This window comes from Paenibacillus sp. FSL E2-0190 (genome assembly GCF_037992965.1).
Classification (GTDB): domain Bacteria; phylum Bacillota; class Bacilli; order Paenibacillales; family Paenibacillaceae; genus Paenibacillus_AQ; species Paenibacillus_AQ odorifer.
In genome coordinates, this window is the sequence record NZ_CP150306.1 from 5937850 (window position 1) to 5961096 (window position 23247).

Genomic DNA, 23247 nt, shown 5'->3' on the forward strand with positions numbered 1-23247 from the left:
TTGTGATTAGAGAGACTGCTAAATTTGTGTTATTATGGTTACAAATACCGTTCCGGATTATGAGGGGAAGACAATGAAAGTAACCATTTCTGATATTGCCAAAGCAGCCAATGTGGCTAAATCTACCGTATCCAAAGTATTAAACGATTCCCCAAAAATATCACAGGAAACGAAACACAAAGTTCGCGAAATTATGAAGCAAATGAACTATACACCAAGTAGTATCGCTACCGGATTAGCCAGACAAAGCAGCTGTAATATTGGTCTTCTGGTCGATATGTCCAAGGAAAGTGAATTTCTAAACCAGTTTTTCTACAACATCATCGGTGGAATAGAAAGTGTAATTGCACCTTTAAAATACGAGCTGACTATTTCCAATGTGCAGCATAGTAGTCCGGAAGGACATTTTCTAAATAGACTTGTATTCAGCAAACGTGTCGACGGAATCATAGCGAATAACTCCGTACTAACGGAAGAGCTTTGCGAAGAACTGAACCGCTTGGAGTTTCCCTACATCTCCATCGGCGAAATTATGACTCCCGGAAGCTGGGTTGATTTCGATAATGAAGCAGGCGGCAGCATGCTGACCTCACATTTAATAAAGCAGGGGTACTCCAAAATAGCCTTCATAGGCGGGCAGCAGCAGGAAAAGATTTATACTCATCGTCTGAGTGGATATTTGCAAGCATTGCAGCAAGCAGATCTTGCCGATCAGCAGCAATGGATTATCAATTGTAAGGCTGATGAACATGAGAGCTATCTTGCTGCACTTGAGCTTCTACAGAGCGAAGATCGACCAGACTCCGTAGTATGCATGAACAGCTATGTTGCCTTCGGGGTGCTTCAAGCTGCAAAATCACTGGATATTCATGTTCCCTCACAGCTCGGCATTGCCGCATTTGATGAATATCCTCTGTCCCGTTACACTACGCCTCCTCTAACCTCGCTAAATATCGACACCTTCCAGCTGGGGATATCTTCAGGCGAGCTGCTGATGCAACGCATTCGTAACAACAACATACCCTCTAGGCATTTGCTTCTCGAGCCAGAACTCATTCCTCGTGAGTCAACTATGAGATCCCAGTTCCCGGCGGGAACTTAGTGAAGAGGCAGGAAGCTTGGTTGCGCTGAGTGCTGTTTCGGTTTGATTATCTTGAGTAACTAACTGAGCTTGATTGAGCTTGTGTAGCTGACTGAACTTTATTGCGCTGCGTGCTGTTTCGGTTTGATTGTTTGAGTAACTAACTGAGCTTGATTGAGCTTGTGTAGCTGACTGAACTTTATTGCGCTGCGTGCTGATTCGGCTTGATTGTCTGGAGTAACTGCTTTAGCTTGATAGAATTTGAGTAGCCAAAATGGCTACATCGGATTTAATTGCATTTTGTGCAATAGATATCCTTATAGGATGGGTAACATTCGATTTAATTGCACTTTGTGCAGTCAAAACTCGTGAAATCGGCAAAAAACAGCCTTTTTCCTGAATTCTACTGCACAAAATACAGTTAAATCTTTCTACCAGCTTCAAACAGAAAGTTTAATTGTACTTTATGCAATTAAAAAGCTTCATACTGCTTACCAAGGAGCGGCCCCATACGGGAGCCGCTCCTTGGTGTGTTTAAGCTGTAGATATTATGAAGCTTATAGATCCTTCCAGCGCTGAACCGTCAGATTTACGGTTTGTGCACCGCCTGATGGCGTAAGGGTTCGATTGGAAAGATCCGATCCATTCGAATTCACCTCCACATTAGTCCAAGCACCTCGTGTAACTTTGTATTGAATTGCTGTTCCCGCCGGTAGACTTAGTGTGATGGAGTAAATACCATCACTACCCTTCGTCAGTTGGTAGTTCGGATCTGCCGCATTCCAGCTATTGAAGGAACCGGAGAGATAAACGGGATCACTCACAGGAGTAGACGCAGGAACAGTTGCTCGGAATGTAACACTATCCGCTTGTGGCTCTCCTGCGGTGATGTTACCATTCACCATACTCCAGGTGCCCGCAGCAAAATGATAGTTATTGCCTCCATTGTTATCCCATGTGCCACTGCCATTATTAAAGGCTGCGGTCAGCCCAGCTGCCGTGTCCAACTGAATCGTAACCGCCTTATATCCTGTAAAAGCAGAAGCTTGAAGCTGCTCGCCTGGAGACGTCGTCCAGACCGTTGAACCATCGAGCTTATAATGGATATAAGAGCTGCTATAAGCCGCATTCTTATAATAGATCGTTGCCGTGCTGCCGACAGGTGTTGCCGTTGGTGTTGGTGTTGGCGTTACGGTTGGTGTCGGTGTCGGCGTTACCGTTGGCGTCGGTGTTGGCGTTACGGTTGGTGTCGGTGTCGGCGTTACCGTCGGAGTTGGCGTTGGTGTTACCGTCGGTGTCGGTGTCGGCGTTACCGTTGGTGTCGGCGTCACGGGTCCACCCGATTGAATATTGCCAGTTGGTGTATAGGTCCAGGTGCCGGCACTAAATAAATAGTTGCTGCCCCCGTTACTGTCCCAAGTGCCGCTGCCATTGTTAAAGCAAGCTTCAAGCTGGCTGGCTGAGCCAATATTAATCGTTATTTTGTTGTAGCCTGCTACATCAGAGACAGGTATCGCCACACCCGGTGATGTCGTCCAAGTTCCTCCTGCAGGACGATAATGAATATAAGGCGAGGTATAGCCCTGCTTATAGTAAATAGTGACACTGTTCCCCGCTGGTGTTGTCACTGAAGCAATCGCGCTAAGGAGGGATAGATTGCCTGCTGCATCCATTGCTTTTACCGTATAGTCATACGTAGTACTGGCAGATAATCCGTTATCCGTATATGAAGTAGTTGCGGATGTACCCACTTTTACGCCGTTGCGATAAATTTCATATCCGGTCACACCTACATTGTCGGTGGAAGCGGTCCAGCTTACTAAAGCACTGGATGCATTTTGAACGGTTGCGGTCACGTTAGTGGGTACAGTTGGAGCAACTGTATCTGTAGGAAGCTGTTGTTTGGCATAGATTTTGGCTGCATTTGCACCCACGGTTACAGTGATCTGCTTGCCAGTTGCTCCACCCGATTGTACGGTTACCGTATCCGAAGTGTTCAACTGGTTATAAAGAACCGTCCCGACTGCCAAGCTGCTCTCTGCACGCAGTGGAATGGTAACGGTCTGCGAGCCGCTGGATTTATTACTGAATACGGAGATAACTTCCTGCCCCAGATTAGTTCCAGTGTCAATACGACGTGAAAAAGCATATAAGTTCTGTGCAGACCACATTTCACGTTGAGTGCCTGTACGGAGTGCCGGATTATTTTTCCGAATCTCATTAAGTTTGGCTACGTGCTTGTAGGTGCTGGCATTCTCATTAAAATAATTCTCTATTACATTGCCGTTTGCATCCCGTTTCACCATTGACCAGCGGTTCCAGGTATCGGCGATGCCTCCCGTCATAATCTGCCCATTACCATTGCCTTTGTTCTGTTCCGTACCTTGGAAGACAACGGGTGTTCCACGCACTGTAAAAATAAAACTCAAAGCGTTCTGCAGCTTATCTACGCTTCCTCCAGCTTCTGTGAGAAAACGATTGCGGTCATGATTGTCGATAAAGGTAACCATGTGATTGGCATTTCCGTTATAGTAGGAATCCTGTGCCAAGGTGCTTTTAATATTGGAGTCAAAAGACTGCCCATATGCGAAGCTATTTAGAACGGAGAAGAACATTGGGAAATCAAGCATGCCCCACTCCTTGTTGTTGCCGACCCAGCGCGAGACAAATTCAGCATTGCCGTCAAAATTCTCGCCAAAGGTATTAACCCCCAGATAATTTTGCAATTCACCAATATCAGTCGGCTTCATCAGCTTGGCTGCGTCTACACGCGCACCATCTGCCCCTGTATAGTCAAACCAGCCTTTAATCGAATCAAATATGGCCTTTTTAGCAGCAGGGACATCGAAGTCAATGTCATCCAGTCCGCCTAAATCATGATTTTCTAAGTAATCCTGTGCCCATTGATCGTATCTTCCGTCTGCCAAAGACCAGTTGATATCTCCGTTATGGTGATACCAAGCCGGGTTATTGAAAGGAGCTGCTGGCTGCAGACTAGGGATATCATAGTAGGCTTGGGTACCCAGCATATAATCCCCGATATGGTTTGGCACAACGTCTATAACCACCTTGATGCCAACCGCATGTGCGGAATCCACTAACTCCTTCAGCTTCTCCTTTGTACCGAAGTAGGGATTGGCTGCGTTAGGGTCCTTAACGTTGTACCCGTGATACGCCGTGTTTTTACCACTGCCATTGTTCTCCCGATTCGTCATTTGCGGCTCCGCCACTGGGGAAATCCAGATCGCGGTGTAGCCCATATTTTTAATATAAGACAGCTTGTCGATCACTCCTTGCCAATCTCCGCCTTTCATATAACGGAAATCTTCTTCAGAGTTCTCGCCATAGCGAATTGCCGCTCCCGTAGCATTGTTGGAAGAGTCCCCGTCATTAAACCGGTCAACCATAATCTGATAAATGGTATCATTCTCGTTAATCGTACCGATGCTGGCTGCATCTGCCTGTTGTGGCGCTAAGACGAATAAATTAATCACAGTAGAAAGAAGAATAGATGTAATCAGAACGGGCACGTACCATAACTTACGTTTCATCGCGCGCATCTCCCTCTCTTATTAAAGCGTATTCATAACACACTAAAACCTACTTCTTGGATTAAAAACGACCTTTCCAGCGATGTTTTTGGCATAGAAACAAACGAATTTTAGGGAAACCGGTTTCCCTACTAAAAATTACCATGACACAAGACGCATTGTCAAGCCTTAAAATTGAAATGCACAACAAAAAAAGAGCTCCTATTTAGGAAGCTCTTGGGGTTGAATATTTACTGTTTGAGTTCAGCGTCCCGCCGTCTGAATAAACTGCAAGACCTCATTCATAATTCGGTCCTTCTCTTCACAATGGCACACCATATGACCACTGTTGTCGACCATCAGCACCTGTTTTTGGGTCGCCTTGATCATATGATGTCGTAGGTAATCGGCGCTTCTAGTCTTCACTAGATGATCTCTTTTTCCTTGCACGATCAGGGTTGGAGTCTCAATATGCGGATAGACAGAAAAGCTCTCACGAACCAATCGCTGGAACTCTCGAGTTGCTTTTGGAGGCGTTGAACTGAATTTACTAATATAAGTTTTTAGCATGGAAAAGCTCCCAAGGGTCTTAATAATTTCTACAGGATTCAGCGGAAACACAGGGGTAGACAACAAAGTGAGAGATTTAATCCAAGGTTTATAGCGCACGGAAAGATGTGAAGCAATAAGAGCACCGGTTGAAAAACCGATCAGATGAACGCCGTCATTTGTCTTTAACAGCTCTGTTAATTCATCCTCAGCACTTTGCTGCCAATCATGTCGATCCGAATGCAGTAGATCATTCCTGCTGCCCCCGTGCCCCTTCAGGGTAAATGTTCTGGAACGATAATTATGCTGCTCCATAAACTGGGACAAGGGAGAGATTTCATGCTCACCTCCGGTAAAGCCATGAATAAATAAACAACTTTCCATAATTGTCCCTCTTTTCACATTCCATACTGAATTCCAACTTTATTGTATAATGCCAATCCCCTTTATTTTCTATTCATTCCAACCTTCTATGTAAAACCTTAACCAAATGATGTCAAGGTTTACCACCGTTATAGGTTCAAAAAAAAATATAAACTCTATTGCTCCCACCAAAGAAGACCAAGTGCAGAAGTAATCGTTAAGCCTACAGCCGAGCTAGATGAAGTTACGTTAGCACAAATAGCAGTCCCCGGCGGAACGATGATGCTGCCCGTAAAGTTCTGTGAGAAAGCGCCTGGAGCTAATTGATAATTGTAAAGCGTCGTCCCCCCGCTAATTGCCGCTGTTGAAGATTGAACGGTCATCGCACTTGTAGCCGCGCTTCCGAGATTATTATTGGTTGGTGTCAAGGTTGCAGGAGAGGTTAACGTCCCTCCTTTTACAATTGTAAAGCTTCCAGACATAGCCGATAGCAGAGAAGATCCGCCGATACTGCCGCTAATACGAGAGATATATACGGTTTTCCCGCTACCAGCAGCATTACTAATCCGAATAGAAGTAATTGCAGAAATAAGACTAAGTACGACCAAACTAGACGCGGATGTGTTGGTAGAATACAAGACCGCAGCCTTCGAAGCACTTATTTCAGGTGGCGCGCTGATATCCGGAGATTGGAAGGTATTGACCATATCCACAAAAAGAGGTTGATCATTGTCGTTAAACACATATTGATTAGGCATGATTATCCCCTCCCATTTCTAATATTCCCACCAACTAATAGATGTTGTCGCTGCTGAAGTTCCCGATGCAATCGTGATGGACGTGGTTATAGAATTTCCGGGAGGAACAACGATTTGTCCAGTAAAATCAACAATGACGGGCCCCGCTGCCAGTAATAAAGATACTAGAGTGGCCGGACCTCCCGTAGGGGCAGCAGTCGAGGTTCTGGCCGTCATCACACTGGTTAACGCACTTCCAAAATTAAAATTTATCGGTGTAACGGTAGTCCCGGTGACCGTAGCGTTCCGAAGCAGAGATAAAGTAACAGCAGCTGTTGCCGAGCTAGCTGCAACCCGGGATACATACAATGTACGTCCGCTGCCTGCCGGATTACTAATCTGAACAACTAACGGTGCAGCAGTCGTTACCGTAGAAGTAAAAGGGATTCCAAACAATAGCCCCGCCTTAGCCGCTCCTCCCTCCGGAGCTGAATCTATACCAGGTGCAACATACGTGTTGACTTGTTCTGTAAAGAGTGGCTGGCTACTCTGATTAAAGACTGAATCGTTTGGCATGCGCTATCCTCCCCGTACTTGAGCTTATCTTATTTTATGCCGCTCTAAGTAACAGGTTGTTTGGGAATGTGCGTATTTTTGCTTTTCCAGCCCAATCACCTCTTATTTTTCACCATATATTATTATCACCATTCGAATGGCTAAGGATTGTCCCTAACGGTTCGCGGCTTATTGAACTGCGGTTTATTGATGCTCAGGGCTCAAACGACGGTTAGGGTCCTTTTATGGATAGGGTTCCAGAAAACCCGTAGGAGGTGAATGAAATCCATAACGGTCTGGAACTAAAAAAGCGCAGCAAAATAAAACACTCAAAAAAACAGGGGAATTGTTCTAGAAATCCGCAATCATTTCCACCTCCAAAGGGTCGAAGAAACCGCCGTAAGGTGACGATCAGTCCTTTATTTTCCGAGCATCAATTTATCGGATTCCCCGTGTCCAGCTCCATTTCACCTCTGCCTTGGCAAAAAAGCGGAACCAAAACGATGATCTCTTACGCAGTTATGAACCAAGGAGACCACCCTGTTAGCGTCCGCTTGGAGATTAGTCCGAACAGTTTTGATTCTTTTATAGATTCAGAAGAGATCGTGGCTGCAAAAGAAATGAAGGTGCTAGTGCCAAGCAGATTTTTAAAGTGGACTCGGATATCCGCCTCCACGCAACAGTCAACGAGTTTAGGCAAAATTGATGTATACGTCCAAGCCCAGTCTATAGGTATGAGTTAACAATTTTATAAGAGAGGGACGAGGAACTTTGCCTAACTACAGCTCTTTTCAAGCTAATCCCGATAATCTACGAACGCTTATTTTTGGCCGGGATGCCTCGCTGATTGATCATCCGCTCACTACAGATCCAGGCGGAAATCTAACGACAATTATCCTAGATGGTACGATTTCCAATATACTCGGAGCTACCATCACTGCGGGTACTTTGTCATCAGCAGGAACAGTTACCAACATTCTTAACGGGACGATCACTAGCGTACTCGGAGCTACCATCACTGCGGGTACTTTGTCCTCCGCAGGTACGGTTACCAACATTCTTAACGGGACCATTACTAGCGTACTTGGAGCTACCATCACAGCTGGTACTTTGTCTTCCGCAGGTACCATTACTAACATTCTCGAAGGTACCATTACTAACGTGCTCGGGGCTACCATCACTGCGGGTACTTTGTCCTCCGCAGGTACGGTTACCAACATTCTTAACGGGACTATTACTAGCGTACTTGGAGCTACCATCACAGCTGGTACTTTGTCTTCCGCAGGTACCATTACTAACATTCTCGAAGGCACGATTACTAGCGTGCTCGGAGCTACGATTACGGCTGGTACCATTACTAGTGTACTAGGCGCAACTATTACCGCGGGGACTTTGTCCTCAGCAGGTACGGTCACCAATATCCTTAACGGGACCATTACTAGTGTGCTAGGAGCTACGATCACAGCTGGTACCCTATCCTCAGCAGGTACCATTACTAACATTCTCGAAGGCACGATTACTAACGTACTTGGAGCTACGATCACCGCGGGTACTTTGTCCTCAGCAGGAACGGTCACCAACCTCCTAAACGGGACCATTACCAGCGTACTTGGAGCTACGATCACAGCCGGTACTCTGTCTTCGGCTGGTACAGTAACCAATCTCTTAAACGGGACCATTACCAGCGTGCTCGGAGCTACGATCACTGCGGGTACTCTGTCCTCCGCAGGTACGGTCACCAACCTCTTAAACGGGACCATTACCAGCGTGCTTGGAGCCACCATTACGGCTGGTACGCTCAGTAGTGTGACCTCTATTTCACAACGCAGCTTTATCGAACAGACGACGACGGGTATTGCAACTGCTAATGCCTATACTCCACTGCCAGCAGTGACTACGAGCGTATTGGGGACCTATTCCTTTTTCATCAATAACACTGGAGCTAACCCAGTCAACACACGAGTAGAAATCAGTGCTGACGGAACGAACTATTTCGTCGATACCACAGGAGATAATCCTTTAGCAGCAGGTTCTATCGATGTCATAGTTCCAGCCAGATTCCTGAAATATACACGCTTATCCTATCAATCAACGAATGCAGGGGCCGCCTCAACAATCAATGTAAGTTTCAACGCACAGGGAACGTAATGCAGATGCCCATCATATGTTGTAACGAAAGAGTGCATGGATATCCATGCGCTTTTTCTTTTGATAGCAAAAGCTGATTTCTACTTCTACATATGTAACAAGGAGGAAACAACGTGAACAATATTACGCTTGGCGTCCACCTCATCGTTAACAATGAAGCTGATCTTCTGCCCCACTGTCTCACAAGCGTAGCAGGTGTTGACGAGATTGTGATCATAGATACAGGCTCTACTGACGAATCCATAGCTATTTCCCAAGCGCACGGGGCTAGAGTATTCCAACGGGAATGGACAGAAAACTTTGCTGCAGCACGTAACGAAGGTCTCGATCAGGCGGATACCGATTGGATTCTAGTCCTTGATGCCGATGAACGCCTGCAAACTCCACTTCCGGAACTCCGCAGCCTCCTGCAAAACACGCAAGCTCAGGCTTTTACAGTACACATTGATAATTGGCTTGGCGTTCGGCCTGAGGATAAGGTAAAGCACAGTGCGGTTCGTATATTCCGAAATGGACAGGGTTATCGATATAGCGGAAGAATTCATGAAGGAATTGACGCTGCAATTCTTAAATCACATAACATCTCGGCGATTGTGCATAGTGATATTGAGATTGAACACTTCGGATATTTGCCGGAAATCATGGCACGAAAAAATAAAATCAAACGCAATGAGCAGCTGCTGCGACTCGCTTTAGCCGAACAACCGGAAGATCCTTTTCACTCGTATAATTTAGCAGTCACCTGCTGTCAGGACGGTCGTCTTCAGGAAGCAGAGACATTACTTCGCCAGACCCTTCACCATGTGCCACTTGAAGCTTCTTACCGTCCTACGATGATTAGAGATCTCTGTAAAATTTATCTGACTCAAGGAAAAACCAATATCATAGATCCCTTGCTGTTGTCTGAATTGGAGCGTTATGAGGATTACCCTGACCTGCATTTTTTATTAGGCCAATCTTTGGAGAGTCAAGGCTTGTTAGAACGTGCTTTTCAAGCTTATCAGCGTGCAGCATCCATTTCTGGAGATCAGGTTAGTCAAAAATATGTATCTGAGCAAGGGATGAACACCTTCCGCCCACTTTATCGACTAGGCTTAATCTCAGAGCGGCTTGAGCTTCAGGAGGACGCTGCGAGATTCTACCACCGTGCGCTTCAACACCACTCTTTATATAGGCCTGCCTTGCAGGGAATAGCTTCTGCTTTTCAACGCTTAGCTGTACCCGACGAGGAGATTGCCAGCTTGCTGATACAACTCGTCCCCCCAACTAATGCTGCCCAACGAGCTGCAATCATTGACAGCTTATTTGCGATAAATGCTAATGAGACCATCACTAACTTATCCCGAGACACTTTTCCCTTGGAATTAGAGACGGCAAATTGGATGATCTCTTCACTCCTGATCACCGGCAAGCTAGAGGACGCCTATGCAACCATAAGACAAATGACCTCCTTAGCTACGCAAGATAACCATGATTTAGAATATCTGAAAAAGTGGGCTACCCTCTGGGCTATTTGCTCTTGGGCGCTTTTTGGAGAATTCCACAATGACCTGCTAACCTATGCACCAGACGAACTCCGTTTCGGACTGCAATACATTCAGAAGTGCCACCAGCAACAAAAGGTAGATCCCGCTGAAGCAGAGGTAGATTCATTAACATTACATTCCTCATTCATTTCAGATTTGATCGAACAATCAGTAAAACTACACCAGCCCGCGTTAAGCGAAGCTTTGATAAAGCTGTTCCCTACCTTTCGGTCTGAATTAGCCGCAGCATTATATAAAGAAGGGAATAGGAATGCAGCCGGTGAGCATTTTATCAGGTTAGTTAGCGATCAAGCGGCTGATGCGAAGGTTCTTTTTTATATAGGTGAGATGGTCTTTGACAAGGGGCATTACACGGAATCCAGTGAATGGTTTCAACAAGCGCTGGAGCAGATGCCTGAGCATGAGGCTGCCCGAGTGGGTTTAGCACTCTGTTACCTTCAACAAGCGAAGCTTAGCATGGAGGAGGCACTGAACAGCTTGGATGCAGCTAACGTTCATGGTCCACTGCAAACGGATATTGGTGCCATCCATAAATCCATCTTTTTACTAAATCGTACACCGTGGCATACACAGTGGAGCTTCCGCCAGAGTGAGGGGAGGACAGCCAAATGAGCATGCCCAGCCAAAAACCTCTGATTTCTCTATGCATGATCGTTAAGAACGAAGCAGATAACCTAAGCCAATGTTTAAAAAGTGTACGTGGTGTCGCCGATGAGATTATTGTAGTCGATACTGGCTCTACTGACTCCACGCTACAAATTGCTCTAAGCTTTGGAGCTAAAGTTGTTCACCATCCTTGGAATGGCGATTTTGCCGCTGCCCGCAACGCGGGTCTTCAGCAAGCCCACGGACAATGGATTCTCATTCTGGATGGAGACGAGGAACTGGATGCGAAAAGTAAGGGGGAGCTGTTGCTGTGTGCGGAGCATTTGGAGTATGAAGCTTTTTTTCTGCGCATTCATAATCATAAAGGTTTAACCGCAGCTTCCCAGACCATTACTGTTAATCCGATTATCCGGCTATTCCGTAACCGCCCGCAGTACCGTTTCAGCGGCATCATCCACGAACAGATTGCAGAAACGATCGTAAGAGCTACACCCAAAGCAGCTATGCATTTAAGCAACGTAGTCATCCATCATTACGGTTATGCAGACGGCGTAGTAGCAAAAAAAGATAAGATCAAACGAAATGTAGAGCTGCTCAAGGAACAGCTAAAGTTAAATCCCAATGACCCCTTCCACCATTTCAATATGGCTGTTGAATATATGCGGCTTAGTGAATATCAACCGGCTCTAGAGCATATCAAAAGATCACTTAACGAAGCTCCACCCGACACAAGTTATGTTCATCTGCTGCACAAATATCAAATCCGCTGCCTGGCAGAATTAAAAGATTTCAACGCGGCGCTGGAAGCTTGCGACTCAGGGATAACCTTACATCCAGATTATCCTGACTTGGCTCATATCAAAGGTGTGCTGCTGTTTCAAATGGGGGCCCTAGTTGAGGCCAAAACAGCATTGCTGCAAGCCTTAGTCATTGGAGAAGCTCCTTCCGGTTACCATACCGAGTCCGGATTCGGATCTTATTTGACATTTTATTTGCTGGGACAGTTATGCGAAGAAATAGGCGATGAGACCGAGGCCTGTGTCTGTTATACCAAAGCTGCTCAGCTTCATCCCGAGCCAACGCCCATTATAACCCGACTGATCCGAGCCTTAAAATGTGCTGAGCGCGAAAATGAAATTTTGGGCTGGCTTCACGCTCATCTACCCGAATACACAGCCGCTAAAAGCGGACTTCTCTTAGATTTATTGCGGATTGAGGGATGTGAAGAGGCAGCAAAACAGCTGATGAAGACCACAGGGCAGTCCTCATCTAATGACTCGTTATTCAACCCAGCCTATCACCCAGGGCGTTCGGAGCTTTTGTTGGCGGATCGTCTGCTTGCCTCCCTCACTTCTTCAACCCCCTATTCTCCAGCGGCTAAAAGAGTGCGACTCGCACTTCCACTGCCCAGAGTTTCAGATTAGGAAGGACGTATTCCTATGACCACACCGGATATCACACTTTGCATGATTATTAAGAACGAGGCAAACCATCTGGAGAAATGCTTATCCTCTGTGCGCGGGCTAGTGTCTGAGATTATCATTGCGGATACAGGCTCAGAGGATAACAGTAAAGAAATCGCTCAGAGGTTCGGTGCAAAGATTATCGACATTCCTTGGGAAAATGATTTTTCCAAAGCGCGGAATATAAGCCTAGAGTATGCAACTTCCGCTTGGGTTCTGGTACTGGATGCTGATGAGGCTGTGGATCATTGGAGTGAGGAGCTGCTCCAGCCCTTGCTTGGTGCCGAGTATATTCATGGGTATTGGCTGCCCATTATCCACTATGTCGGTGAAATACCTGAAGCGGATTTTGTTACAGATCATGTCTGTCGATTATTCAAAAATGATAAAAGAATTATTTTTCGTGGAAGTATTCATGAGGAGATTGCCAGCAGCATTTGGGAGCTTCCAGCTGGGGAGATCACTTATGCAGATTTGCGTATTTTCCACTACGGATATTTAGAAGATGAACTGATGCGTAAAAATAAATATAACCGCAATTTAGCACTCATCAACAGGGGTCTGCGGCTTCAACCGAACCATCTTTTTCTTCGTTACGCGTTAGGGGCAGAGTATTATCAGCAGGGTCAATATAAAGAAGCGGCAGAGATCCTCCTTCCGCTGCTCACCGATGCTCCAGCCCCTTCCGGTTATGTCTCAGATATTTACCTTAAGACGGCGTACGCCTTACAACTATGTGGCCGAAAGCAGGAAGCCGAGGAAGTTTTTCGTACGGGGAGCGGTCTTTTTCCCGATTTCACTGATTTATTAGAAAGCTATGCCCTCCTGTTACTGGAACAAGGGAAGCTCAGCTCAGCCAAGCATTTCTTGGAGAACGCACTTCAGAGCGGAAATACAGCACATAAATACCCTTCTTCCTCAGGCAGTGGAACGTATCGGACAGAACTACTAGCCGGAAGAGTCTGTGAGAAGTTATACCAATATCCGGATGCGTGGAGACATTACGAGGCTGCCATACAACATAAGCCTGATTATAACGAGGCGTGGAAAGAACTCATCCCACTAAGCCTTCTATCTGGAGAGAAGGCACAACTACGAGCATTGACCCACAACCATCTGCACTCTTTATCTCCTGATACTTTGACTTATCTTCTGCCCGCAGCGCTCAATGCCCGCGATCCGGAATGGCAAGCTGAGCTTTCTACAGCCAGCCAGTTACCCTCATCTGTTCAGACTGCATTGCAGGCGATTCTGGAAATAAACAATCAACCGGAACATCTTCAGACACTCGCACCGCTTGAACAGCTGCTTCATGATCCTTCCCATCTTTCCAACCGATCCTTTGTACTTGGCTATCTGTGGGCTTTCTCTTGCCGTATTGGAGATACAGAGTCTGCCATGCGCTGGCTTGTCTGTCTATTGCCTTACAGACCGGGGATTTTATCGATCCATCATATTTTAGCAGGGAATTATAGCCTTAAAGCTGATCTTTCGGATCTAAGCTATGCAGCACAATTGCTGCTTCAGACTGGTGCTTGGAATAGTTTATTAGCACTTTATCGCCATTCGGAAGGATCTTCCTTACACTGGTCCAGTCTGCCGCAGCCCTTACTCTACGGATTACTTGAAGCCCCCACCTCCATAAAAAAACAATGGTGCTCTATTTATGTCAGCAAGCACCCTCAATATCATACACCTGCGGACTGTACCGAGTGGCAATTATACGCTGCGATAGCCTACTCCTGTGGAGAGATGCCCATCCTTCATGTAGAGGATGAAGCCGCTTTGCGTAGAGTCGGGGGGGCTACCGCAGCCGTGAGCCTCGCTTATTACAAGCTGCAGCTCGCAGCAGAAGTATATCCGCAAGGGATACCATCAGCTCATATCCCTTCTGCGCTGCTTCTGAGATCTGCCAGCCGGACTTAGCCGGTTGGCAGATCAGATGCGGATTTCAAAGCTCCTCTTGCCATTCCACCAGATGGGGCTGCTCATCAAGGATAGATTCGTACTGCTCCAGACTACCCCAGCGCCCCTCTGGATCAAGCTCCAGGTAACGCGAGTATTTTCGCCGAAGCTCCTCAGGGGATATCGCCCAACCATAATGTTTCACACGCAGCTCGGTAAGAAACCCCGGCAATACCGAATAAGAGAGCGGAAGTCTTGGCACATGATGATCCATTTTCGGAAAAAAATAATGAAAGTTCGGCAAATAGCGGACTAGTGTACGGGTATGCTTCGTGTGGATATTCCAATGCTCATCTTCACGGTAATGTGTGGTGCCGCCCCAAAAATCAAATAATCGGAAGGATACCCAGTCATACACATCCTGATCGATGAGTCGCCTCATCTCCCGTTTAGCAGACTCTTCATAGAATTCATCGGCATCCACAGACAGCAGCCAATCCGGATTCGTAGATACCGCCAGCTCCCACAATGTTTGCCGTAGCTCCCATTCACGGTTAAACAAAGAGCTTTGCAGGGTTACGAGCTTCTTAACTTTGGCAAAAGAGAGACATAACTGAGCCGTATGATCTGTACTTCCATCATCCACGATCACAATATCATCCACGAACTCACTTAATTCCTCCAGCACCTGCTCTAAATATCTTCCGGCTTCGTTCCTAACCTGCATAATAGCGGTCAGACGGTTGCCTGATGTTTTGCGGAGTGGCCCTCTATGACTACTCATCCTCCACTCTCCTTCTCAATCGTCTTACAGCCTCTTCGAGATCTGCCATCTCTGACAAAAGTGGCCATGCCTGATTGTCTTGCCCTCCTGCATTTAAAAAGCTGCGAATGGCCTCGTGCCGCCTGCCATACAGCAAGTGTATGGTGCCTTCCATGGCTTCATCCACATTTTCTTCCTGCTCATGTTGCAGCACTATTGCCTTTTCCCATTGAAAAGTCCGCACATAATTTTGCACCAGCAACGCTTTTGCCTCGGAAGAAGTTAGCGGACTTAAAATTCTTACCGCCGCTGCCTCATCCTCATTCAGGTGGAACAACTCCGCGCGAACCAGTTCATCCTGCCCGGAATGGAGCCAGCCCTCCATCCTTTCTACTGCTTGCTTCTCCTCTGCGGTAAATGCTGTAATCGCAAATTGGCGGACCGCCGTTTCCAGATTCCCTGTCTTGGCTTCTATTGCAGAAAAAAACCGGAAGTGTGAAATAAGGCAATCCAAATATTCATACAGAACCATTAACTCAAAGGATTGCGCCAGATATCGATTCGCTGTGGAGTCCCCAAGCAAATACAAATAAGATGCTGCCAAATAATGTACAACAGGCTGGCTGGGCAGCTTGGCGCACATCGAAGTATAATAATCCGCCCTAAGCTGGAGTTGAATCCTAAACCAGTCCTTAGCAAGGAGGGGCTCCTCCTGCCATAAGCTCCCAATCGCCTTACTCCATAACACTTCATAATCTGTCAGAAAATAAATCCGCTCGCGCTGACATACAACTCCATACGATTCCTGCTGATCCCCGTCGAGATAAATAACATTCTCCCTGCACAAGCTCTGCTCCAAATAGATCCGTTCTGACCGGGTTCCTACTAGATCGGCCTTTGCTCCAAGCAAGCCGCTGTATTTATCCCATAAGACCTTATTTTCTTCTTCCGGACAGCGCTCTAACAAAGCCACTATATATCCCGCTTGCAAAGAAAGAACCTCTGGTAGCCAATAGGGAGAAGAGACCAGAAGTGTGTACTCCCTCGCCTTGAGAGTATGAATATCCGCGATCATTACCGGCTTGATCTGGCTGTTAGTCTGCTGCTCAAGAGTCATTCTTCCGGCAAAACAGACCTCTTCCCGCTCGGGCAGAAGATCCAACAGTCTTTTATATTCGTATTCCTCCCAGGAGCCTCTGCTCAGAATTAAATATTTCATGACTGCGCCTCCTTGCCCCTGCTCCTATCTGCCTTCTTCCCCTGCGGTTCGGACAAATCCCCCACATAACCTATAGTTAGTGAAGCTTCAGGGTGAAGCTGCAATTGGTGCGAAGTAGACGCCTTACAGGTAATCACTCCAGGCACATTCCCGCCTTTATGAGCAACTCGCTCTAATGGAAAAACAATTCCCGAAGGGTCCCCCCTAAGCAACCGCCCCACCTCTTCGTCCATATCCGTAGATAAACTAACGATCAGATCTGCGGAACCTTGGGTGATCGCCTTCACTACCCGTTCAACGTAATATTTCTCATATCTGATAGAGTCTGATAAATACACAGTTATCTCACTCTCAAATAATGCAGATGCATTCTTCAAAGCCCGCAGCCAAGCCTCTTGACCACGAACTGCAATCACTACATCCTGTTCATTTACTGGCAAGCCGGAAGCTATGTTCATCCAGCTGTCCTTGATCCAGATCCAGCGAATATTCTTGTAGCTCTGCTGCTCCTGTGTAGCTGCCCATTCCTGCGGAAGATGGTCCCCATTCCCATCCTCTTCACAATAAACAATCGCCGTCACTAATGGCGTTGCCAAGGATGCCTTACCGAGTGGAATAACAGGTTGTGTTGATTGTAAGAATCCATTCTGCGGTACAAGATGTTCTTCGGCTGCTAAGACATCTTCCAGCGCCCATTTTGTACTGTACGCCTGCCAGCCAGCCGCAAGTGTTGGTCCGTTCAGCCTTCTCTGGCCCCTATCAAGTGAGTGTATAGCATGAACATACACAGCATCACTTAGCGCCAGCTTGGCTCCAGACTGCCGGGCTCGAAGACACCAATCGGCAATCATAAGAGGCCGCGCTTGAAGCGAGGTGTCCAACCCTCCAATACGCTGAAGCAGCTCTTTAGAGAACAGGAGGCAAGAACCCGTTAGTACATCCATCTCTCGCCACTCTCCTTGATGCCGGCCAAGACTGTAGCTTATATGAGCAGCAAACTCATCATAGGTGCCGAAGTGAAGACGTTTCTTCCCTTCCCCTCTTTCGGTTGAAGAGCGAGGGGCCACCACCTTAACTGCAGCGTCATCAAAAGGAACCCACAATAGCTCACTTAGCCAGCCAGGTGATACCATGATCGAATCTTCAAGCAAAACCGCGAAACTGGTTTCGATCTGTGCCAAAGCCTGGTTAGGTATGTACTCCTCCTTTTCATAAGGAAAAAAGAGAATCGGCTGCTCCCGTGAGAACTGTCCCGCTAAAGTTTCCATAGGAAAATCAGGAGTCATCGCCACAGCAATAATGCGCACAGACTCTCCAGAATGGAGCAGCAGCAAGGGTAAGCAAGCTGCGGCACATTCCAGGCGGCTTAGCTCAACTACAAGGGTAAGTCCATCTTTACTCGGCAGTGGAAGTAGTCCCGTGCGCTCCAAGAACCCATACCTTCCCGCCAAGCGTTCCACATTCAGAGATTCTTGCGACATTAGGATTCACGCTCCATTTATTAAAGCTGTTCTACCTATAGTCTATGAGCGCTGAAGCGTGATATCCCCTTAATTTCCTCCGCCCACGCCTTTGTCTTCTTCCGTATGATCTGCCCCCGTACTCGCGGGATCGGTTGCCGCTGGAGACGAGCTGTTATCTTTCTGACTGTTACTGGAGGTATCCTTGCCCTGATCCACTACTCCACTCTTATCCCCGCCTACAGCTGGAGCAGGAATGGCAATTCCCGGAGCACTGCTGCCGTTCGCCCCCACAGGTTGACCTTGATTATCGTAATAATACATAGGTACATCTCCAACAACCATCAGATAAGACACAGGAATTTCTGTATCCACTACCTGCGGCTCCATATCAAAAGGAATGACGACTGCAACCTCTGTCACAATATGAATGTATACCTCGACCAGAATCATATTGATCCCAGCGTTTTGCTGGCGGGTGCTGAGTTCAACCTTAACCGCACCTTGTGGTTCAATCTTGATCGGAATATCGGGTCCATAAGAAGCAATAAGGGGACTGCCCAGCGCTTGCCCCAGCGGAATATATTCTGTTCGATTATGCAATTCCTGCAGCGTAGACTGAATGACCTGTGCCGCTTGCGAAGTAATACGCATATGCTCCGCGTAGTTGAGCATGAACCCTGATATTTTCCCGTTCTTATCCGTCTTCCAATCAATTAGCTCTTCCGCATTCCCTCCATTCGCAACCTGTGAGGTAATCGCCTTATTAATCGATTCCGTAGCGATTTGCTTCACACGTATTTGTGCTAAATGCAGGATGGGCGGTTTCATATGCAGCTCCACATAGCGCAAGGATTGCAGCACCAGCACAAGTATTACTAAGGAGGCTATCAGCCAAAATTTACGTCGGCTTCTTGGCTTATGTGTTCTTCCGCCTGCAACCGTTACCTTACTCTCTGGCCGGCTGGATAATCTAAAGCGGCCTTTGCTACGTTTGGCTTCAAAGCGCGTACGCTGCGGCCTAACCGCTGCCCGGCTGGGTTTTGACTTGAATGCGGAGCTTCTCGCTGAGAATCTCCGATTCGTGTCCCCATTTATTTTTGGCAGCCGAAAATGGCCTAGATCAGGTATTCTCAGCCTTCGGTTTCCCCATTTTTTCAATCTGCCCATTGCAATAGTCCCTCCCGCCTTACGCAGAGGTCAAGCCACCTCCACTTAATTTAAGGTATTCGCTAAGAGGACAAAAAAGAAGAACGTTCCCTCCGGCAAACTGCGCCTGAAGTAACGTTCTTCATCCTTTAGATCATGAACTGGGAAGATGATATTAGTGCATTCTGCTCCGCTTATCCTCCTGCAAATGGTCCCAATGACGCCGAATAAAGATGCCAATGAGAATAGCTATAAACACCGCATACCAGGTAAGATAACCATTCCATTCTTCACGCGGAACAATTAGGGTGGATCCGATCGTACCGAATAACCATATATAAGACAAATTACCAAGTACGGTTCCCCATATAAAAGATGAGGCTTTAATCGGTGAAACAGCAGACATGAAATTGATTACATTATTCGGAATAATCGGGATCGTACGCAATAGCACCAGTGTCCAAATCCCATATCGATCCAAGTAACGTTGCCATTTATCATAGCGCTTCAGTTTACTTCTCCATTTTCGGTCAAACCAGTTATACAGATATCGCCGAATGAGAAAATACATCAGTATTCCGCCCAGATTACAGGCCAGCCAACTGATCAGCATGCCTCCAATTACGTTAAAAACAGAGACATGCAGCACGATCAAAATTACGAATGGAAAAAATCCTAATATACTCTGCAAAAGTGCGAGCGGGATGGTCACGAATAAAATAGATGGCCCGCTAAGGCCCAGCGTTTGCAGCAGCCAATCAATCCAGGTATTTATGGTCTCTGTCATGAAGCAGTCTCCTCTCTTGACTCCTTGCAGCAGCTGCCTCCTGATTTACTTTGACAAAGCATAAGTCTAAGTGTGTAAACTAGGTATCCATTCTTATTGAAATATAAGCAGGTACACTAAGAGCTTGTAATACTTTGCTTATATTCCCAAGAAAAACACCCCTTACGGGGTGTTTTATTGAATGAGCTTGCTTATGAAGTGTAATGTGTAAAGAACAGTAGTAGCGTACAAGTTACATTTTTGTTTCCATTTATTCTTCACATCATAACACAGTTTTTAATCTACTTACAATTCTATACCTGCAACCCAAGCATTCACTTTATCCGGATTGCTCTCCACCCAAGTTTTAGCGGCTTCTTCTGGTGACTTCCCACCCTGAACCTCAATCATTACTTTGGCCATATCTTCTGCTGTCCATTCGAATTGATCCAGGAATTTGTAGACATTCGGCATGTCATCTTTCAGACCTTGGCGAACCATCGTGTGGATCTGTTCATCCGCACCGTAAACCCCTTTTGGATCTTCCAGATATTTCAGATCCATATTAGCGAACATCCAGTGCGGTGTCCAGCCTGTAACAACGATTGGCTCGTTGTTGTCATAAGCCTTTTGCAGTTCCTGAGCCATCGCTGCGGATGAGCTTTCAAGAAGTGTGTAATCGCTAAGATCATATTCAGCGATAGCTTTTTCTGTGGTTGTCATAATGCCGGCACCTGGCTCAATGCCGATAATGCGATTGTTCAGCTTTGCTGCCATATCACTGTTCTTCAAGTCTTCAATAGAGTTAATATCCATATAGGCCGGAACAGCCAAGCCAACCTTAGTTCCATTTAGATTTGCACCCAAATCTTCAATTTTTGCACCGTACTTCTCTAAATAAGCCGCATGGGTGCTTGGCAGCCAAGCTGCAACCATTCCATCCGCACTACCGTCTGCAACCCCAGCCCACATTGGACCAGCATCTACCTGCAGCATTTCAACGGTAGCTCCAAGCTTAGTTTCAAGTACTTCCTTTACTACATAAGTACTCGCAATTTCCGAATCCCATGCTACATATGCTAATTTTACCTTCTCTTTACTTGATGAAGAACATCCAGCAATAACAGCAATCATCATAATAACTAACAGGAATACCCCTATATTTTTCTTCTTCATTTATTTAAAACTCCTATCTTTGTTTTGGTTTTAGTGCGTTCTGTGTCAAACGGTCCAGCAGAATGGCGATAATAACGATCGCAATCCCTGCTTCGAATCCGTCTCCTGTCTTAGCCTGTGATACCGCACGGTATACATAGGCACCCACGCCCTGTGCACCAATCATCGATGAGATAACAACCATTGACAGTGACAACATAATGGTCTGGTTCACACCTGCCATAATTGTTGGTAAAGCGATCGGAAGCTGCAATTTAACTAATTTCTGAGTAGGTGTCGATCCGAAAGCATCTGCTGCCTCCACCAGTTCCTCCGAAACCTGACGAATTCCGAGATTGGTCAAGCGAATCGTTGGCGGAATTGCAAAAATAATCGAAGCAATAACCCCTGGAACTACGCCCAGTGAGAAAAAGGATACTGCTGGCAATAAATATACAAAAGCCGGCATCGTCTGCATAAAGTCCAAAATAGGCGTAACTATATTTCTAACGGTATTTCTCTGCGCACATAAAATACCAATCGGCACACCAATTACTACAGCCAATATCGAGGCGGTTAGAACAAGGGCCAAGGACTGCATAGAAGGTCCCCATAATCCAAGATTATCAATCAGAAGCAGCCCAATGACCGCAAATAGTGCCATGCGCCATTTACCGATCCAATAAGACAAAGCTGCAATAAGCACGATAAGTACTAATGCTGGCAGGAAGGTAAGTGCATTTTCAATGCCAGCCACCATACCACCGATAATCGAATGGATGAAGTCAAACAGGGGCCCACAATAAGTCGTCAGCCAATTTTCCAACCACTCGAGTGCCTTTCCCAAAGGCAGTTTAGGAATGTCCATTATAATCCTCCTTCCGGTACCGCGTTGCCGGCGAGTGCGGAAAGAACGGCTCCTTTAATCACAATACCCTTCAATTTATCCGCTTCATCTACGACGGCTACAGGCAAATGTGTCTCAGATATTAATTCAAAGAAATCATTGAGTAGCGTTTCCGGTTGTACACGTGGGATTTCTCTCCGCGTTACTTCCAGAATAGATTTATTATCATTCAGTGCCTTAAGGGCATCCTCAGCTGTAATAACACCCAGAAGCTTATTTTCCTTGTCCACTACATACAGACTGAATATACCACTGTCACGCATTAATTGAAGCGCTACCCGAGGCCCGCGTTCAGGTCTGACTGTTTCCGGCTGACGCATTACATGAGCTGCAGTCAACACCTTGGACAAGTCCACATCCTCCACGAATCGCTCTACATATTTATTGGCAGGTTGGATGAGGATTTCTTCCGGTGTACCAATTTGCACAATGACTCCGTCCTTCATCAGTGCGATCCGATCTCCAATCCGCAAAGCTTCGTCTAGATCATGAGTGATAAACACGATGGTCTTCTTCACTCTGGCCTGTAATTCCAGCAGCTCTTGCTGCATGTCTTTACGAATAAGCGGATCCAGTGCACTAAATGCCTCATCCATAAGCAGGATATCCGGGTCGTTAGCAAGGCCCCGTGCCAGTCCAACACGCTGCTGCATCCCTCCACTGAGTTGATCAGGACGATGATTCTCCCAACCTTTCAGACCTACCAGATGCAAGGCTTCTGTTGCCAGTTCAGTTCTTTTCTTTTTATCTACGCCCTGAACTTCAAGCCCGTATGCTGCATTCTCCAGTACGCTTCGATGTGGAAATAATGCGAACTTCTGAAACACCATGCCGATGTTCTTCCGTCTGAATTGGCGCAGCTGCTCCGGATTCATTTTCACAACATCTTTCCCTTTAAAAAGAACTTGCCCCCCTGTAGGCTCAATCAAGCGGTTCAACAAACGAACCAGCGTCGACTTACCGCTGCCGGACAAACCCATAATGACGAATATTTCTCCTTCTTCAATGCTGAATTCGGCTTTGTTGACTCCGACTGTCAACTTCAATTCCTGAGCAATTTTTTCCTTCGACATCCCTTGCTCTAATAAAGGAATCGCGCGTCCCGCATCATGACCGAATACTTTGGTTAGTTGTTTCACCTCTATAATAGCCATGCCGTCCTCCTTCTCCCGAAATGTTATCCGGGTTTAGTTCACTTATAGTAGTTTACCGGACTATTGAAAATTCATGCAAACACCATATACGGATAAAAATTAGTGTACAGTTTTAACTTTACGAACTTTATGTATGGAATACTCTGTTTTACGCCAAATTCCTTTATTCATGAATTCTTTACTTATGGAG

At 46.4% G+C, this 23247-nt stretch carries 18 protein-coding genes; 6 read left to right on the top strand and 12 right to left on the bottom strand.

Features of this window, described 5'->3' with window-relative positions; all coding sequences use genetic code 11:
* Window positions 1-73: 73 nt before the first annotated feature.
* On the top strand, window positions 74-1102 hold the full coding sequence (locus tag NST25_RS26080) for a LacI family DNA-binding transcriptional regulator (protein WP_340392785.1): 1029 nt from the start codon (window positions 74-76) through the stop codon (window positions 1100-1102).
* A gap of 536 nt (window positions 1103-1638) precedes the next feature.
* Here the strand turns inward: NST25_RS26080 and NST25_RS26085 are convergent.
* The 4 genes from NST25_RS26085 to NST25_RS26100 form a co-directional block, all read right to left on the bottom strand.
* Complete coding sequence (locus tag NST25_RS26085; protein ID WP_076193390.1) at window positions 1639-4632, bottom strand: carbohydrate binding domain-containing protein; 2994 nt, start codon at window positions 4630-4632, stop codon at window positions 1639-1641.
* Between the two features lie 243 nt (window positions 4633-4875).
* Window positions 4876-5544 carry an alpha/beta fold hydrolase gene (locus NST25_RS26090; RefSeq protein WP_036685332.1) on the bottom strand — a complete coding sequence of 223 codons (669 nt, stop codon included), beginning with the start codon at window positions 5542-5544 and terminating at the stop codon, window positions 4876-4878.
* Window positions 5545-5699: 155 nt separating this feature from the next.
* Window positions 5700-6281, bottom strand: a complete 582-nt coding sequence (locus NST25_RS26095; RefSeq protein WP_036685335.1) for a hypothetical protein — start codon at window positions 6279-6281, stop codon at window positions 5700-5702.
* An 18-nt stretch (window positions 6282-6299) separates the two neighbouring features.
* Window positions 6300-6836: a hypothetical protein gene (locus NST25_RS26100; RefSeq protein WP_076128012.1), complete on the bottom strand. Its 537-nt coding sequence runs from the start codon at window positions 6834-6836 to the stop codon at window positions 6300-6302.
* A 383-nt stretch (window positions 6837-7219) separates the two neighbouring features.
* Here NST25_RS26100 and NST25_RS26105 point away from each other — a divergent pair, with 383 nt between their 5' ends.
* The 5 genes from NST25_RS26105 to NST25_RS26125 all read left to right on the top strand — a co-directional run bounded on the left by NST25_RS26105 (window position 7220) and on the right by NST25_RS26125 (window position 14505).
* Window positions 7220-7558, top strand: a complete 339-nt coding sequence (locus NST25_RS26105) for a DUF6385 domain-containing protein (protein ID WP_340392788.1) — start codon at window positions 7220-7222, stop codon at window positions 7556-7558.
* Between the two features lie 28 nt (window positions 7559-7586).
* Window positions 7587-8963, top strand: coding sequence for a DUF6385 domain-containing protein (locus NST25_RS26110; protein ID WP_340392789.1), 1377 nt, complete (start codon window positions 7587-7589; stop codon window positions 8961-8963).
* A gap of 113 nt (window positions 8964-9076) precedes the next feature.
* The gene (locus NST25_RS26115) at window positions 9077-11122 is read left to right on the top strand and encodes a glycosyltransferase (RefSeq protein WP_340392790.1); all 2046 of its coding nucleotides are present in this window, start codon (window positions 9077-9079) and stop codon (window positions 11120-11122) included.
* A complete protein-coding gene (locus tag NST25_RS26120) occupies window positions 11119-12540 on the top strand; it encodes a glycosyltransferase (protein WP_340392792.1) in 1422 nt (473 codons plus the stop codon). The genes NST25_RS26115 and NST25_RS26120 overlap by 4 nt, the downstream gene beginning before the upstream one ends.
* A gap of 15 nt (window positions 12541-12555) precedes the next feature.
* Entirely contained in the window at window positions 12556-14505 is a 1950-nt protein-coding gene (locus NST25_RS26125) for a glycosyltransferase (protein WP_076193395.1), read from the top strand.
* Between the two features lie 25 nt (window positions 14506-14530).
* Here the strand turns inward: NST25_RS26125 and NST25_RS26130 are convergent, their stop codons facing one another.
* The 8 genes from NST25_RS26130 to NST25_RS26165 all read right to left on the bottom strand — a co-directional run bounded on the left by NST25_RS26130 (window position 14531) and on the right by NST25_RS26165 (window position 23057).
* Complete coding sequence (locus NST25_RS26130; RefSeq protein WP_076193397.1) at window positions 14531-15268, bottom strand: glycosyltransferase; 738 nt, start codon at window positions 15266-15268, stop codon at window positions 14531-14533.
* Window positions 15261-16466, bottom strand: coding sequence for a hypothetical protein (locus NST25_RS26135; protein ID WP_340392794.1), 1206 nt, complete (start codon window positions 16464-16466; stop codon window positions 15261-15263). The genes NST25_RS26130 and NST25_RS26135 overlap by 8 nt, the downstream gene beginning before the upstream one ends.
* Window positions 16463-17947 (bottom strand): hypothetical protein, encoded by a 1485-nt coding sequence (locus NST25_RS26140; protein WP_340392796.1) that lies wholly within the window; start codon window positions 17945-17947, stop codon window positions 16463-16465. Before NST25_RS26140 ends, NST25_RS26135 begins: the two co-directional genes overlap by 4 nt.
* A 69-nt stretch (window positions 17948-18016) precedes the next feature.
* Window positions 18017-19096 (bottom strand): sporulation protein YunB, encoded by a 1080-nt coding sequence (yunB, locus tag NST25_RS26145; RefSeq protein ID WP_339281405.1) that lies wholly within the window; start codon window positions 19094-19096, stop codon window positions 18017-18019.
* A 154-nt stretch (window positions 19097-19250) separates the two neighbouring features.
* Entirely contained in the window at window positions 19251-19862 is a 612-nt protein-coding gene (locus tag NST25_RS26150) for a VTT domain-containing protein (protein WP_076099392.1), read from the bottom strand.
* Between the two features lie 285 nt (window positions 19863-20147).
* Window positions 20148-21017: a glycine betaine ABC transporter substrate-binding protein gene (locus NST25_RS26155; RefSeq protein ID WP_038573223.1), complete on the bottom strand. Its 870-nt coding sequence runs from the start codon at window positions 21015-21017 to the stop codon at window positions 20148-20150.
* A 13-nt stretch (window positions 21018-21030) separates the two neighbouring features.
* On the bottom strand, window positions 21031-21864 hold the full coding sequence (locus NST25_RS26160; protein ID WP_076099393.1) for a proline/glycine betaine ABC transporter permease: 834 nt from the start codon (window positions 21862-21864) through the stop codon (window positions 21031-21033).
* On the bottom strand, window positions 21864-23057 hold the full coding sequence (locus NST25_RS26165; protein ID WP_036685362.1) for a glycine betaine/L-proline ABC transporter ATP-binding protein: 1194 nt from the start codon (window positions 23055-23057) through the stop codon (window positions 21864-21866). The genes NST25_RS26160 and NST25_RS26165 overlap by 1 nt, the downstream gene beginning before the upstream one ends.
* Window positions 23058-23247 lie beyond the last annotated feature (190 nt).

Bases quoted from the DNA above. Each gene is read 5' to 3' on its own strand.
- NST25_RS26080 (WP_340392785.1), top strand. From the start codon at position 74: ATGAAAGTAACCATTTCTGATATTGCCAAAGCAGCCAATGTGGCTAAA.
- NST25_RS26090 (WP_036685332.1), bottom strand. From the start codon at position 5,544: ATGGAAAGTTGTTTATTTATTCATGGCTTTACCGGAGGTGAGCATGAA.
- NST25_RS26120 (WP_340392792.1), top strand. From the start codon at position 11,119: ATGAGCATGCCCAGCCAAAAACCTCTGATTTCTCTATGCATGATCGTT.
- NST25_RS26165 (WP_036685362.1), bottom strand. From the start codon at position 23,057: ATGGCTATTATAGAGGTGAAACAACTAACCAAAGTATTCGGTCATGAT.
- NST25_RS26125 (WP_076193395.1), top strand. From the start codon at position 12,556: ATGACCACACCGGATATCACACTTTGCATGATTATTAAGAACGAGGCA.
- NST25_RS26085 (WP_076193390.1), bottom strand. From the start codon at position 4,632: ATGAAACGTAAGTTATGGTACGTGCCCGTTCTGATTACATCTATTCTT.
- NST25_RS26095 (WP_036685335.1), bottom strand. From the start codon at position 6,281: ATGCCTAATCAATATGTGTTTAACGACAATGATCAACCTCTTTTTGTG.
- yunB (WP_339281405.1), bottom strand. From the start codon at position 19,096: ATGGGCAGATTGAAAAAATGGGGAAACCGAAGGCTGAGAATACCTGAT.
- NST25_RS26160 (WP_076099393.1), bottom strand. From the start codon at position 21,864: ATGGACATTCCTAAACTGCCTTTGGGAAAGGCACTCGAGTGGTTGGAA.
- NST25_RS26140 (WP_340392796.1), bottom strand. From the start codon at position 17,947: ATGTCGCAAGAATCTCTGAATGTGGAACGCTTGGCGGGAAGGTATGGG.
- NST25_RS26130 (WP_076193397.1), bottom strand. From the start codon at position 15,268: ATGAGTAGTCATAGAGGGCCACTCCGCAAAACATCAGGCAACCGTCTG.
- NST25_RS26135 (WP_340392794.1), bottom strand. From the start codon at position 16,466: ATGAAATATTTAATTCTGAGCAGAGGCTCCTGGGAGGAATACGAATAT.
- NST25_RS26150 (WP_076099392.1), bottom strand. From the start codon at position 19,862: ATGACAGAGACCATAAATACCTGGATTGATTGGCTGCTGCAAACGCTG.
- NST25_RS26100 (WP_076128012.1), bottom strand. From the start codon at position 6,836: ATGCCAAACGATTCAGTCTTTAATCAGAGTAGCCAGCCACTCTTTACA.
- NST25_RS26155 (WP_038573223.1), bottom strand. From the start codon at position 21,017: ATGAAGAAGAAAAATATAGGGGTATTCCTGTTAGTTATTATGATGATT.